14 protein-coding genes are annotated in these 13,624 nt (G+C 46.5%); 13 read left to right on the top strand and 1 reads right to left on the bottom strand.

Features of this window, described 5'->3' with window-relative positions:
- Positions 1–20: 20 nt before the first annotated feature.
- Positions 21–1,007, bottom strand: coding sequence for a hypothetical protein (locus NST45_RS15640; protein WP_076100704.1), 987 nt, complete (start codon positions 1,005–1,007; stop codon positions 21–23).
- Between the two features lie 221 nt (positions 1,008–1,228).
- Between NST45_RS15640 and NST45_RS15635 the strand changes: the two genes are divergently transcribed.
- From NST45_RS15635 to NST45_RS15575, 13 genes are read left to right on the top strand one after another with little or no spacing between them, the layout of a single operon-like run.
- Positions 1,229–2,032 (top strand): electron transfer flavoprotein subunit beta/FixA family protein, encoded by an 804-nt coding sequence (locus NST45_RS15635; protein ID WP_249267739.1) that lies wholly within the window; start codon positions 1,229–1,231, stop codon positions 2,030–2,032.
- On the top strand, positions 2,029–3,231 hold the full coding sequence (locus tag NST45_RS15630; protein ID WP_038570091.1) for an electron transfer flavoprotein subunit alpha: 1,203 nt from the start codon (positions 2,029–2,031) through the stop codon (positions 3,229–3,231). The genes NST45_RS15635 and NST45_RS15630 overlap by 4 nt, the downstream gene beginning before the upstream one ends.
- Positions 3,228–3,923 carry a hypothetical protein gene (locus tag NST45_RS15625; protein WP_036685905.1) on the top strand — a complete coding sequence of 232 codons (696 nt, stop codon included), beginning with the start codon at positions 3,228–3,230 and terminating at the stop codon, positions 3,921–3,923. The genes NST45_RS15630 and NST45_RS15625 overlap by 4 nt, the downstream gene beginning before the upstream one ends.
- Positions 3,924–3,949: 26 nt before the next feature.
- Entirely contained in the window at positions 3,950–4,807 is an 858-nt protein-coding gene (locus NST45_RS15620; RefSeq protein WP_076100702.1) for a hypothetical protein, read from the top strand.
- Positions 4,808–4,819: 12 nt separating this feature from the next.
- The gene (locus tag NST45_RS15615; protein ID WP_052096964.1) at positions 4,820–5,968 is read left to right on the top strand and encodes a DegT/DnrJ/EryC1/StrS family aminotransferase; all 1,149 of its coding nucleotides are present in this window, start codon (positions 4,820–4,822) and stop codon (positions 5,966–5,968) included.
- Positions 5,965–6,972, top strand: a complete 1,008-nt coding sequence (locus tag NST45_RS15610) for an ATP-binding cassette domain-containing protein (protein WP_036685909.1) — start codon at positions 5,965–5,967, stop codon at positions 6,970–6,972. The genes NST45_RS15615 and NST45_RS15610 overlap by 4 nt, the downstream gene beginning before the upstream one ends.
- A complete protein-coding gene (locus tag NST45_RS15605; RefSeq protein WP_036685911.1) occupies positions 6,969–7,760 on the top strand; it encodes an ABC-2 family transporter protein in 792 nt (263 codons plus the stop codon). Before NST45_RS15610 ends, NST45_RS15605 begins: the two co-directional genes overlap by 4 nt.
- A 5-nt stretch (positions 7,761–7,765) precedes the next feature.
- The gene (locus NST45_RS15600; protein ID WP_036685913.1) at positions 7,766–8,560 is read left to right on the top strand and encodes an ABC-2 family transporter protein; all 795 of its coding nucleotides are present in this window, start codon (positions 7,766–7,768) and stop codon (positions 8,558–8,560) included.
- 12 nt (positions 8,561–8,572) lie between these two features.
- Positions 8,573–10,054, top strand: a complete 1,482-nt coding sequence (locus NST45_RS15595; protein WP_076100701.1) for a class I adenylate-forming enzyme family protein — start codon at positions 8,573–8,575, stop codon at positions 10,052–10,054.
- Positions 10,055–10,062: 8 nt separating this feature from the next.
- On the top strand, positions 10,063–10,977 hold the full coding sequence (locus NST45_RS15590; RefSeq protein ID WP_038570110.1) for an NAD(P)-dependent oxidoreductase: 915 nt from the start codon (positions 10,063–10,065) through the stop codon (positions 10,975–10,977).
- Entirely contained in the window at positions 10,974–12,170 is a 1,197-nt protein-coding gene (locus tag NST45_RS15585) for a nucleotide disphospho-sugar-binding domain-containing protein (RefSeq protein ID WP_036685920.1), read from the top strand. Before NST45_RS15590 ends, NST45_RS15585 begins: the two co-directional genes overlap by 4 nt.
- 3 nt (positions 12,171–12,173) lie before the next feature.
- Positions 12,174–13,343: a peptidase U32 family protein gene (locus NST45_RS15580; RefSeq protein WP_076100697.1), complete on the top strand. Its 1,170-nt coding sequence runs from the start codon at positions 12,174–12,176 to the stop codon at positions 13,341–13,343.
- Between the two features lie 14 nt (positions 13,344–13,357).
- Positions 13,358–13,624 carry an acyl carrier protein gene (locus tag NST45_RS15575; protein WP_036685924.1) on the top strand — a complete coding sequence of 89 codons (267 nt, stop codon included), beginning with the start codon at positions 13,358–13,360 and terminating at the stop codon, positions 13,622–13,624.

Here is a 13,624-nt window from a genome sequence, read left to right as displayed (position 1 = left end):
ACTGCTGCTAATTCTCCAATTCATCCCTTGGAGCCGAGCGCGCTTATTATTTCGCCCAATAATTTGGTTTCGTCTGTTTGTATGGTCAACAGAGAATGTTTGAGTGCGTCTAGCACCTTGGGGTCCATGGACAGATTATACCGAAGCACCATATTTCTGTTCAGAAGAGAGCGTTCTTCAAGCTCAGTACAACGCTCAATCCATCGGTCGCTTTGCAGCAGGAGTTTTATTTGTTGGAGATATTTAAGTCTTAAAACCATAAGCTTCTTATGCTCCCACAGCAAATGATAGGCTCTAATGTCAAGCTCAGGGTCATCTTCTTTAGGATGCTCCATTTGATAAATGAGGTGTTGGTAAACACTTTGTCCATAGATGCTGGTAGTGGTATGGTTAATAAAATCGAATGAGCGCTTGGAGGATAGATATCGCTGCAAGCTGTCGACAATCTGTTCGACGTTTAAATCAAATTCTGCATCGATTTTGCTAAGCAAAGTTACACGCGTAATAAAATTTTCTTCCCCGGACAGATAGTCAAAGGCGGATTCCAGTTCGGAAAAGGTGCATTGAGCGGTCATAAATTTACCGCCCGTAATATTGTCCCGAATGCAGACTGTTTGGCGATCAAGATCGTAGCCGTAAATTAATGTCTCGTGAAAACGGTGCTCTTGGCCGAACTCCTGAAATGCAGATATAAAGTACCGGTCGAGATGGCACCATACATAGCAATCGCCGTTGATAGAGTCTACTACAAAATCCGTAAAGGAAGACCACTTGGAAATGATGGTTCTAGGCAATATGAACTTATTGAGAAATGGGCAATAATCAACAAGAAGCTCATGATTGTCAAAAAAGTAAGTTTCCCAATCCGTTACATATCTCAGCTGAATGAAGTTGGAATAAACCCAGGGCCATATGCGGTTATCCGAAGAAATAATAGAAAACAAAGTCCCATAGGCGTTGGAAGTATTTATTAGTGGATCGGAAACGGGTAAAGTAATTTTACTCAATTTACACCTCCATATTCCCCTTATATGTAAATGAAAATGAAATAAATGACATTATTATACTATAATAATTGTTCATTCCAATTATGTGATGATAATCATATTATGATAATAAAGGGAAATGGTAATCTGGCGAAGAATAGTACTTTTGGAAACATTTTGACATACGTTTCTCTGATAAAAAAGCAGCAGAATGTGATGGGAGGAGCGATATATTGCGAATAGTGGTTTGTTTAAAGTTTATTGCACACGTGAACAAAGGCGATGTGCGTGGCATTGCTGATGGCCGTAAGATCTCGGCCTCACCGCCACCGAAGGCAACCTTTGAGCTAAACTATCCGGACCGGCAAGCCATCCATGTGGCATTGGAGCTGAAGAATAGCTGTAATGCTAATGTAACTCTTATTTCCATGGCCCCTCCCGGTTGTAAAACGGCTCTGCAGGAGTTTATGGGTTATGGAATCGATGAGGCAGTCCTGCTCAGCGACGCTTCTTTTGCCGGTTCGGATACATTGGCGACATCGCTGGTACTGGCTCGTGCTGTTGAGAAGCTTGGTGGATGTGATCTGGTTCTGACCGGCAGCCATTCAACCGACAGTGATACCGGTCAGGTAAGTCCGGGAATCGGCGAGTATCTAGATATCCCCCACGCGATAAATGTAACACGGTTTGAGGATATTTCGACCGATGAGGTATTGTTCCACCGCCAGCATGACGAAGGGGTAACAACCAGACAGTCTTGCCGGCTTCCGGCAGTATTGAGTATTGGTGGAATGACAGCCGTCTCTGAGTTGAAACCGCTAACAATTGCTGCCAAATTGCATGCCAGAACCAAGGATATTCTGGTATGGTCCTGTCATGACCTTGGCCTTGACCCACAGACGGTTGGTTTGGCAGGCTCGGCTACTGAAGTAGTTTCAGTGTACGAACAGCACTCCGAAAGAAAGGGGATTTTGCTAGAAAGCGATGAATATCTACGGGTATTGGAGCCGATAATCAGCAAAATCAGCGAGGTTAGAAATGGATGATTAGGATTGATCAGGAACAATGCACATATTGCCTCCTGTGTTTAAAACGCTGTCCCGCCGCTGCAATCAAGGATGAGGATGAGGGCTTGCGTATCGACGTTGCGGCATGTACTTATTGCTCAGTCTGCACGTCTTGCTGTCCTAACCAAGCCATTATAATGAAAGACAGGGCACAGGAGACCAGACAACCGTACCCTGAGCATGAGGGTATTTGCCTTGTTGTGGAACATGCTGAAGGCGCTCTCTCTTCATATTTTCCGGAACTGGTTACCGCAGCAAAACAGCTGCAGGCTATGAGAGCCCAGCGCATTTACGCTTTGGTGGTCGGAGAGCGTATAGAAGACCTAGCCCAGCGTCTGCTTCAGTGGGGAGTAGATGAGGTGTGGATGGTGAACAAACCGGGAATACAGCGTTACGCCGAAGATATTCATTATAATTTGATTTCTGCGGTGCTCCGGGATCAAAGACCGTCTGTCGTACTAGGTATGGCTACCGCATGGGGGAGGTCTATTTTCCCCAGAGTCGCAGTTCGCCTGCGGACGGGGCTATGCGCCGATTGCATCGATTTGAAGATGGGACCGGATCACGGGGATTTTATTATTACCAGACCGACGCAAATGGGCGAGCAATTCGCTGAGATAAAAATACCGGCAAGACGGCCGCAAATGGCAACTGTAAAAACCAATTTTTATTCCGCTGCTGAGACCGCACACGTCGCGCAGGGCAAGATTGTTGATCTAAGCTCCCTGTATTCTTGCTCTTCCTCAGTCCTGCAGTTTATGGGAGTAATTGAAGAAGCCGCGGGCAAGGAGAACATCGAGACTACAGAAATTATTGTTGCTGCCGGGAGAGGCATTCAAAACGCAGACAATCTTCGTTTAATCTATGCGCTCGCCGATGCGCTTGGGGGGAAAGTAGCGGTTACCAGACCGCTTGTAGAATGTGGATGGATGGATAGTATGCATCAAGTCGGACTGACAGGTAAAATGGTCAAGCCCAAACTGTACATCGCCTGCGGAGTGTCTGGGGCAGTGCAGCATAAGGTTGGGATGCATCATTCGGAGACGATAATTGCAATAAATACGGATCGCAATGCACCTATCTTTGATTACTCCACATATGGGATCGTAGGCGATCTTTTTACAGTCATACCTGAAATATTGTCGGCATTGAACACAGTACAGGAGGTTGGGCGATGATTGAGAAGGAGCTATTAAGACAACAAACGCTGCATACGATTGGCGTCATGCTCGATGAGCACTTGCTTCAGAAGGAGGATATGTTCAGGTTTCAAAGCGATGTCCACGACACATATTCTCCGGAATACATCCGGAGCGAGATGGAGAATTGGTACAGAACATTAGGAATCGAATATATCATCCAGCGAAAATTTTCACTTCGGATGCCGCAGTTTACGAGAGAAGAATTAGAAGAAGCGGACCGAAGAAACGAGATCATTTTATGTGTTCCCCAAGGCGTCAGTCGCAAGCAATTAGGCTGCTTGTTTAATATCCGCAATTGGGCGCTGGAGAGTGAACTGGTCGCAGCAACTCCGGAAATTGAGGATTTCTGGTTCACCGTTCCGCGGACAACCGAACCGGATATGCTGGATCGGACGGCTGTGGAAATACAGCGTACATACAAGAAAACCGGAAAATTGGGAATGAGTCTGGAGCGGTATCTGGTATTTGTCGCCCGCATGAGGCATCTGACAGGACAAACACCGGATATAAGGACAAAGATGTGGATTACCAACGGCAAATATGAAGGAAAGGCGATGCTTGTGGTTGGTTTCGACTCGGCTGGCGAGTTTACAGCACATGGCTGGATGCCGAATTTCCACTCGCCTATGGTGGGCGGACGTTATACCTGGATACCTGACCATATATAAACAGTAAGGAGACGGTTATTTCGGCTATGTACAATAAGTTCACTGAATCGGGGCTTCAGCCTAGTGTACACTTCACCGCTGCTCGCAAGGCGGAACCGGGTCCTAATGAATTGTTCATTACCAATCGTTTTACTTTAACGGGAACGGTAAAGGACCCATCCTGCTTGCAGCTTTTTCATGGGGCATGCCATTTACCAGGGCATTATCCTTACTCCAGTGTCGGAGTAGTGACTAAAGCGGGGCTTGGAGCAGAGCATCGCGTAGGCCAAGCTCTTGTGTTTTCTCCTCATTATACAAAGGATGTATGTGTCCCTCTGCACAGTGGGGTGGATGGTCAGATCTTTATTTCCAACGACTTAGACCCTGTGACAGCTGCGTTTGTTCCTATGTTTTGTGTGGCACTAAATGTGTGTGAAGAGCTGGCAGATGAAGGCATTAAAACGGTGGAACTGTGGGGAATGGGACTGCTAGGAAAGCTTTTATTAAGGTTGCTTGAGCAGGATGAAGATTTGAGCTTCATTGTTGAAAAGAAGGAGGCAAAGGATGAGATTTGGGCCGGGTTAAATAGCGGTGTGTGGGACTGCGAGGAGAGAGCCATTGTTGCACTTGATTCGGACCTGCTCTCGCAGGTTCAACGGCATTCGGCTTTAAAAAACGATCCACCAGACCAGCACATACAATTTATTGATCTGACAAGACCTGGAATACTTAAGGAATCCATAACGCATGACCGTATTCAGGAAATCTCTCGCAGAATTGGGAAGCAAGAGCTTGAAGTAACCAGCCTAATTGCCCAACATATTCATGCGGAACATATGGAGCAATTTATCAGGCAAGCGGCGGAAGGCTTTTTTGAAGGGAAAACTGTAGTCTATGACTGGTAGAGGAGGTTCGTCATGCAGTTGACACAAGGTGTTATGGATGTACCCGCACTCGATATTGCATTTTCTGAGCAGGAGCGGCGTATCATTATGGAGCGAATTGATGATTGTCTGTCGAGAGGAGCGTTGAGTCAGGGTAGGTATGTACAGGAGCTGGAGGAACGTTTTGCCCGGTATGTAGGAGTTACTCATGCCATTGCGGTTAATTCGGGTACAAGTGCGATTGAAGCGGTAATGAGAGTGCTCGAAGTAAAGGGGCAGGAAGTGCTGGTTCCGGCAAATACGTTTATTGCCACGGCTTCCAGTGTCCTGTTTGCCGGAGGGCATGTTCGCCTTGTTGATATTGATCCCCGTACATTTTCGGTGTCGCTGGCTGAAATAAAGAAGCAGGCCACGAGTCGTACCCGAGGGGTTATTATCGTACATATTGGCGGAATTGTTACACCGGAGATTGAAGAAATCAGGCAATGGTGCGATGAGCAGGGGCTCTGGTTATTTGAAGATGCCGCTCATGCACATGGCAGCAGGATGGCCGGAAAAGGTGCGGGAGCTTTCGGAATTGCCGGAAGTTATTCCTTTTTTGCCACGAAAATCATTACCTCGGGGGAAGGAGGGATCATTGTCACAAACGATCATTCAATGGCTGAGAAGCTAAGAATGTTCCGCAATCATGGCAAGCCCCAGCCTTGGGAGACTTACCACACCTCGCTTGGCAACAATTATCGAATGAGTGATATCACAGCAACGATAGCGCTTACCCAGTTTGAGCGGCTCGACGCGATCATTGAACAACGGGAAGCGATCGCCAACCGTTATACTTCCTTCTTTACGAAAAATCTTCCTGATTTCGAGATTGTGATGCCGCAGGACAGATGCAGTTGGTATAAGTACATTGTTATAGTGCCTTTAGACGTTGACAGTTCCGATTTGAAGGACAGACTCAAGGAGAAAGGCGTTTCGCTCCAAGGGGAGGTATATGCAACGCCGCTTCATAGGCAGCCGATCGCTGCTTCCCTACAGTTCAGTGGGGAATATCCGCTAGCGGATGATTATTGTCGGCGTCATATCTGCTTGCCGATTTATCCCAATTTGACTGATCAGCAGATCGATTATGTTTTGGCTGTATTCTTAAGTGTGGTCGCAGAGTTAAGGGGGCAGCAATGAACGAGGGCATTATTATTGATAATCTGAGAAAGGTCTATCGCGTCCCTGTAAGAGAACATGGGTTAAAGCATGCGTTCAAAAGTCTGATCAAAATGGAATACAACGAAGTTGAGGCGGTAAAAGGTATCGACCTCAGGGTTGAGCCGGGAGAAATTGTCGGGTTCATCGGACCTAACGGCGCGGGAAAGACAACCACGCTGAAGATGCTCTCCGGTATCCTGTATCCGACATCAGGCAACATTTCCGTCTATGGCTTCAAACCGTGGGAACGCCAACATAAGTTTCTGCGCAACATCAGTATGGTAATGGGGAACAAATCGACGTTAACCTGGGATATTACGGTCGAGGACTCTTTCTTTGTGATGAAGGAAATATACGGAGTCTCTGATGCTGATTTTAAACAAAGACTCAACGAGCTAAAAGAACTACTGGATATAGGGCATCTGCTTAAGAATCAGGCACGTAATCTCTCTTTGGGAGAACGCTCCAAGTGTGAATTAACAGCAGCGTTGTTACATCAGCCACGTGTATTGTTTTTGGATGAGCCTACTTTGGGGCTGGATGTTAGCATGCAGCTGCGGCTTCGCAGTTTTATCAAGGAGTATAACCAAAAACATGAGACAACCATCCTGCTTACCAGTCACTATATGGAGGATATTTCTTCCCTTTGTAAACGGGTTGTGCTGATCAATCAAGGCAAGCTGTTATACGACGGATCTCTGGAGCAGCTGAGCGGTAAAATAGCTCCCTACCGCATTCTCAAAGTCAGTTTTATGGATGAAGACGTAACGGGCACAATTGAAGAGCTAAAGGAGAAGTTTACTGACAGCTTGCAGGTCATGGAGCTTGCGGAAAGCTACGTATTGTTTAAGATTCAGAAGGAAGCTGTACCTGAGATTGTTTCAGAAATCTTTAATAGCTATTGCATTGGAAATGTAACAATCAATGATGCTCCAATCGATTCGGTAATTGATGAAGTGTATCGAGAGGGGAGGCTCCTTTGAATTTTCGCGGAGGCTTTGCGCTGATACGTAGGACTATGTTCGGGTTTATGGCTGAGAAAGGTTTCTTCTGGACATTGACGCTTGGTTGGATGATGGGACCTATCATCTATATGTTTGTTTGGACCGTTGCTGCGGGAGATGGAAGCATAACCGGGTTCACTCAGCAGGATTTTGTGAGGTATTATATTCTGTTAATTCTTGTGAACCAGCTGACCTACCCTACATCACACTGGACGGTCGGCGATCAAATCTATGGCGGCAAGATGTCGATTGTATTATTGAGGCCGATATCGCCTTTTTACGATGTGGTTGCATCAGATTTGGCTGTCAAAATCGTCTGTATGCCTTTTGTTATATTTGTTGCCGGTGTGGCTGCCATTTTTTTGAACTTCAGACTGGCTATATCCGGTCTGGACTTGCTGGTGGCCGTTTATCTTCTTCTCATGGCTCAAATAATCAGATTTATGCTGGCCTATACACTTTCCCTGTTTGCATTTTTCACCAATAAAATCAAGTCCTTACTTTCTATTAATGACACCCTGGTATTTTTGCTGGCCGGACAGGTAGCGCCTTCGTCGTTGCTTCCGGGATTTATGCAGGATATCTCGGATTATTTGCCTTTTCAATATATGATCAGCTTTCCGATAGAGTTTTCCCTTGGAAAGTTGGATCATTCACAGCTTGTTTTTGGCATAATTGTTCAATTCGTTTGGGCGGTCGTTATCATATTATGTAACCGTTTAGTGTGGAAAAAAGGGATTCGTGCATACATGGCCGTGGGAGGGTAGGGAACATGCTGAGATATATGCGTTTGCTGAGATTGTTTTTCTCTACAGCGCTTCTAAAGGAAGCGTCATTCCGCGGTGACTTTCTAATCAAAATTTTGTATACCGCAATTAATTTAACCGGGACGATTGGCGGGATCGCGATCCTCTTTTCCAACACAAATTCGCTTAACAGTTGGACTTTTGCGGATACGCTGGCATTATCGGGCGTGTACTATTTTATTTTGGCAATGAAAAATCTATTTGTTGGTCCAAGCCTTGGCTCATTAGCCGGGATGGAAGGAGAGCTATGGACTGGAGGATTTGATTTAACGCTGCTCAAACCGATTGAGACCCAGTTTTATGTGAGCACGAGATACTGGTCTCCGCTTAATCTGTTTGATGTTATGGTGGGAGTAGCGGTGATGGTGCTGGGCGTTTCTCAAATGCAAGAAGCGATAGGAATATCCACTTGTCTGATGTTTGTATGGGCCATTTGCAATGCTTTACTGCTGTTGTACTCAATACTGCTGTTATTAAGCTCTTTGGCGTTTTGGTATGCCGGAAGTCCGATGTTGAGTATATTCGACAGTATCATGCAGATGGGTAGATTTCCGGTCAATGTATATCAGAAACCAATCCAATTGGCGCTTACCTGGATCGTTCCTGTCGCCTTTATCGTTTCCATTCCTGCAGAAGCATTAGTGGGCAGGGTAAGCCTGTCCTATTTATTCGGAGGCAGCTTGCTAGCTGCGGTTTTGCTAATGTTAGCCAGTGCGTTTTTTAAACGAGCAGTGAAAAAATATGCAAGTGCTTCTAGCTGAGGAGGATTCTAAGTGAACACTTCTTCCATATTGGATTTGATTTATTTCAATTGCTCGAATAATCCAGGGCTTACGGCCATTGATTATGAAGGATCAACGATCACTTATGAAGAGCTACGGCAGGAACTGGAGCACAGTAGTGAGAAGCTGGATCTCGTGGGGATCCGGCCCGGGCACAGAGTTGCCTTAGCCGTTGCAGACAAATCTGCTTTTATCATGCTGTGGCTTGCATGCTGGCATACGGGAGCCGTTCCGATCCCATTTGAACCTGTGAATAACTTACCGGAACTGGAGAGAATGCACTCGTCAAGCCATTGTCAGTATTTAATTTGCGATCCAATTGATTCGGAGGGCAGCAGTCAGCTTGAGCTCGTACTCAGAGTACCGATGTTTATTTTTAGGACTGCAACGCTTTTTTTACAGGCAGATAAGCAGTCTGATGAAGATATTGCTTTGAATTTTTATACCTCAGGAACGACTGGACCGCCTAAATGCGTACAGTTTAGCCATCGGGCCATCTACAATAATGTAATGGCCATCTGTAGAGGGCTTGAAATTACTGCAAACGACAAGCTGTTCACACCGATTTCGCCGTGGCTGCCCGCGACGCTAACCACTGTAGTCCTACCGGCCCTCTGTGCCGGTGCTACATTAATCATGTCGAAGGGAACAATGCCTGCTAGAATTTGCGAGCAGATCAATCGCAAAGAGGTAACGATTCTTTTTGCGGTTCCCTATATGTATGCCTTGCTTAATGAGTCAGTCGTGTCATCGTCAAGTGTAGCTTGGGATAAAGTGAGACTGTGCATCAGCTGCTCTGCTCATCTGGACGCAGCGACTTTTAAGGACTTTTATAAGCTGTCGGGCAAGTCTATCCGTTCATTGTTCTGTTCATCCGAAGGTGGGGCAATTGCCTATAATCCTTCAAATGAGCAAGAACTGATCAGAGATTCGGTGGGACAGCCACATCTGGGAGTTTCTATTCGGCTGCTTGACCCGGAGGGGCACGAGGTTGCTCATGGAGAGGAAGGAGAGATATGGGTCAGCGGCGCTCATATATCGTGCGGGTATTACGGGCAGCCCGAGTTGCAGGCAGAGGTCTTTCAACAGGGTTGGGTACGTACGGGTGATCTGGGAAGGTTGGATGAGGCTGGGTATCTGTATTTGTCGGGGCGGCTTTCTGATAACATCAATGTCGGCGGACATTTGGTAAATCCGGCAGAGATTGAACAAGTCCTGCTGCTCCATAACGGCATTAAAGAAGCACTTGTATATGGTGTTTCCGATAAATACTATGGCAGCAAGCTGATTGCGGAGATCGTGCCGCTGGATGCCCAGGTATCAGCCGATGATATTATCAGATTCTGTTCAGCGAGACTTGCGGCATATAAGGTGCCGAGAGTAATCAAGTGGACGGATAACATTCCCAAGGGTCGCTATGGGAAGAAGTTGAGAAATCAGAATCAAGCAGCCAGTCACATCCTGACGCCATGAGGTTTCTTGTGACAGGTTGCAGCGGTTTTATCGGGAGCAGGTTAACAAGCAGTTTACTGGAACAGGGACATGCTGTCAGAGGGCTTGTATTGCCGAAGGAAAAAGGCGTTGGCGAAACACTTGCAGAATTGGGTATGGAACTGTGGGTAGGCGACGTTCTGAACCCTGAAACGATGGATGGCATAGGGGAGGATATTGATGTCGTCTATCATCTTGCCGGCAAACATTCTGGTTCTGTGTCCCGGATGAGGCAGCTGTATGTAGAGGGGACGCGGAATCTGCTGGACCAACTTTTGCGCAGCGGAACGTATGGCAAGTTCATTGTGGCAAGCAATGGGGCTGTATATGGAAGCGACAACGTTTGTGTGGCCGATGAATCTGCACTGTGCCATCCCGTTCATCCATTTGGAAGAATTACACTCGAAATGGAGCGGCTGGTCCAGCAATACTGCACCCATGCGAAATTTTCTTATATCATTCTCAGGATCGCTGAAGTGTACGGCCCGCTTGAGCATAATTATATCCGGCAATTAATGCGCTGCACTCAGATGCTGGGGAACGGGCGCAGTTATTCATCTAAAGTGCATATTGATGATGTTATTTCAATGATGCAGTTGGCCTGGAGTAATCTTGCTGTTCAAGAGATTTATAACGTGAGTGATGATCTTCCTCTAACACAGGAGGAATTGATAAAAGAGGTTCGGAAATATGCTCAACTGTCTGAAATACAATGGATTTCTCCTGAGGCTGTCACTGATCGTATCAGACTAAGTATACATGGTTTACGCGCCCTTTCCGTACGTATGGGAAACGAAAAGATAAAAAAGAATGCCGATGTACGGCTGGCATACCCTACTTACGCCCATGCGATTCCTTATTTAATCGAAGAAATGTCCAATAGAAGCGAGGTGAATAGTTTGTGAGTCCGCCAAGAATTATGCTTCTTCCAAGCCCCCCTAGCTCCGGTTCTGTAGGATCAGTGAGCAAAACGCTGGGCATTGCCAAGGTTCTGCAAAGCCAAGGTTGCACGGTCAGCTTTGTGATTGGCGGCAAGCTTGCTGACTTTGTCCGAGCCAACGGCTTTCAGGTTTATGACTATCCGATTCCGCTTCCTTCAGGGAATTCCGGAGATGTTCGCAGTGCTGCCGATTATGTAGAGTGGACAGGGATGGCAGAATCGGGCTTTATTCGTCAAGCGGTTGAGGCTGAACTGAAGGCGATACAGGCTTTTAAACCCAACGCCATATTTGCCGAGTCTCGTCCGAGTGCTTCCATTTCAGCTGCCGTGGCCCAGATTCCCGCTTTGATGATTGCGAGCTGGCCAAGCCATCCAGCCTTCCCGGCCAACCTACAGTATCCGGGATCTGCCAAAGCTATCGCCGCTTTTAATGAGGTGTTGGCGGATTATTCACTGGATTCTGTTTCCAATCTGGCTGAATTATTATTTTCAAGAGCAACAATTAAAATGGCACCGACACTACCGGAACTGGAGCCGGAGCTGGCTGCGTTGAAGGAGTGCGATTTCGCCGGTTACATTCTGGATTTGGAGGCAAGACAATCTTCAAATCTGCAGTGGCATCCGGACTGGCAGGGCAAGCCGCTAATTTTTATTTATTTAAGCGTTAGTGCCATTCCCCCTTTAATTTATATTGAGCTGGTCAAAGAGATCTTTGACAAGCAACCCTACCGTGTTGCCTGTTTATGCGGATTTCATTATGAGCTTAAGGTGCTTCCTGACCATACCGACAATATTCAATTCCATTGGTTTATCCCGGCTGCTGAAATTATGCCGGAAGCAGCTCTGGTAATCTTTCATGGCGGACAAGATACTATGCTTACGACAATGTTGCATGGACTTCCGAGCATAACCGTTCCCGGTCAACATTTTGAACGGGACTATAATTGTACGCAGCTCCAAAATCTTGGTCTCACTTATAAGCTACCCGTTCAAGCATTCAGACCAAGCCGTATCCGTAAGATTGTTGAGACAGCGTTGAACGATAATTTGGCTGAGCTTCGCGGGCATTATAAGTCCAAGCTGAGGACTTTAAGCGGAACTGAGAATTGCTGTGCTGCATTGATCGCACTGGCACAAAAAAATAGCTGGCAGGTGTAATTTATGAAGATATCTGTTCCATATAACGGCGATATCCAGCTTATTGACGAGCTGGGCGGATACGAATATATCAGCTGCTTCTTCGGTGGTTCTTCTCAGGAGGGCTGTGGAAGCGGAAGATCGGCTGCGGCAATGCCGATAAGTACGCGGAGCGATATTGAACAAGCGGTTAAGCGGGCCCATATGTACAACAAAGAGTTTAACTATTTGATGAACAGTTCCTGTCTCGGCAACAGGGAATATGAGGATGAAGGCTACCGACAAATTGTAGATCAAATGGATTGGGCCGCTGAAATAGGTGTGGACTGGATCACCTTAGCCAATCAGCTGCTTGTGGACATTTGCAGGAGAAGACATCCTGAGATCAAAGTGAGCTTGTCCTCCTTTGCGGTGGTCGAAAGTGTGGAACGGGCAAGATACTTTGATTCAATGGGCGTCAAAGAGATCACAGTAAGAGAAAACATAGCCAGAGATTTCAGGCTGCTTGAACGTATACAGAACAGCGTTGAATGTGAAATCCAGGTCATTGTCAATCAGACCTGTCTCTATGAATGTCCAATGCAGGTCTATCATGACAATGTAATGAGCCATGGCTCATCCAACCGTGGAACGGATAACCAAAGCTTTATGGATTATTGCTCCGTCAAATGCACTTACGAGAAATTTAATGATCCAGGGAATATCATGAAGGCGCGCTGGATCAGGCCGGAGGATTTGGCGGAATATGAGAAGATAGGCATACACCGTTTTAAGCTGACGGACCGGTCAAAATCTACTGTCTGGCTGTTGCAGGCGGCAAAAGCCTATCATGATAGGCAGTATCCGGGGAACTTGGCTGATATTTTGAACATCGTTCACACCAACCATCGCAGAACGGCCGGTGCGGTTACACGAGAAAAGGCGGTTTTTTCCCGGCAAACGCAGCAGAGCCGCCAGAGCATCCGTGCCCTGACCTTATTGGATGTTTATATTGACAATTCTAAGCTGCAAGGTTTTATTGATTTTTTCAAAGAAGTCGATTGCCGGTCACTGGATTGTGCGGTATGCGGGTATTGTGATCAATTTGCCGTTGAAGCCCTTTCGTTTCCTGATCCTTCCGCCCGGACCAAGAGCTTAAACATGCTGCAGCAGCTGGTACAAGATACGGCAGAGCGGCAACCAAAGGTTTTCTGAGAGGAGATATAAGCATGCAGAACAAGGAGATTCTGGGTAAGCTGGCCGCTATTTTTTCAGAGGTCTTGAGCAAGGAGGTTACAATGGAGGAACTGGATGCGCAAGCGGATTTACTTGAAGCGTTCCATATGGATTCACTGATTGCTTTGCAGATTATCGTTAAGATTGAACAACAGCTTGGAATCGTCATTGAAGATGATGACCTGGCACTGGAACTATTAAATGATACCGGAAAATTGACGGCATATATTGAGGGACAGTCGGAAAGGGTGAGCAGCTGA

It is taken from the genome of Paenibacillus sp. FSL R7-0163 (genome assembly GCF_037969975.1).
In the GTDB taxonomy this organism is placed as follows: Bacteria; Bacillota; Bacilli; order Paenibacillales; family Paenibacillaceae; genus Paenibacillus_AQ; species Paenibacillus_AQ odorifer.
Note: the sequence above shows the minus strand (reverse complement) of the source record. Positions and strands in the feature narration are given on the sequence as shown.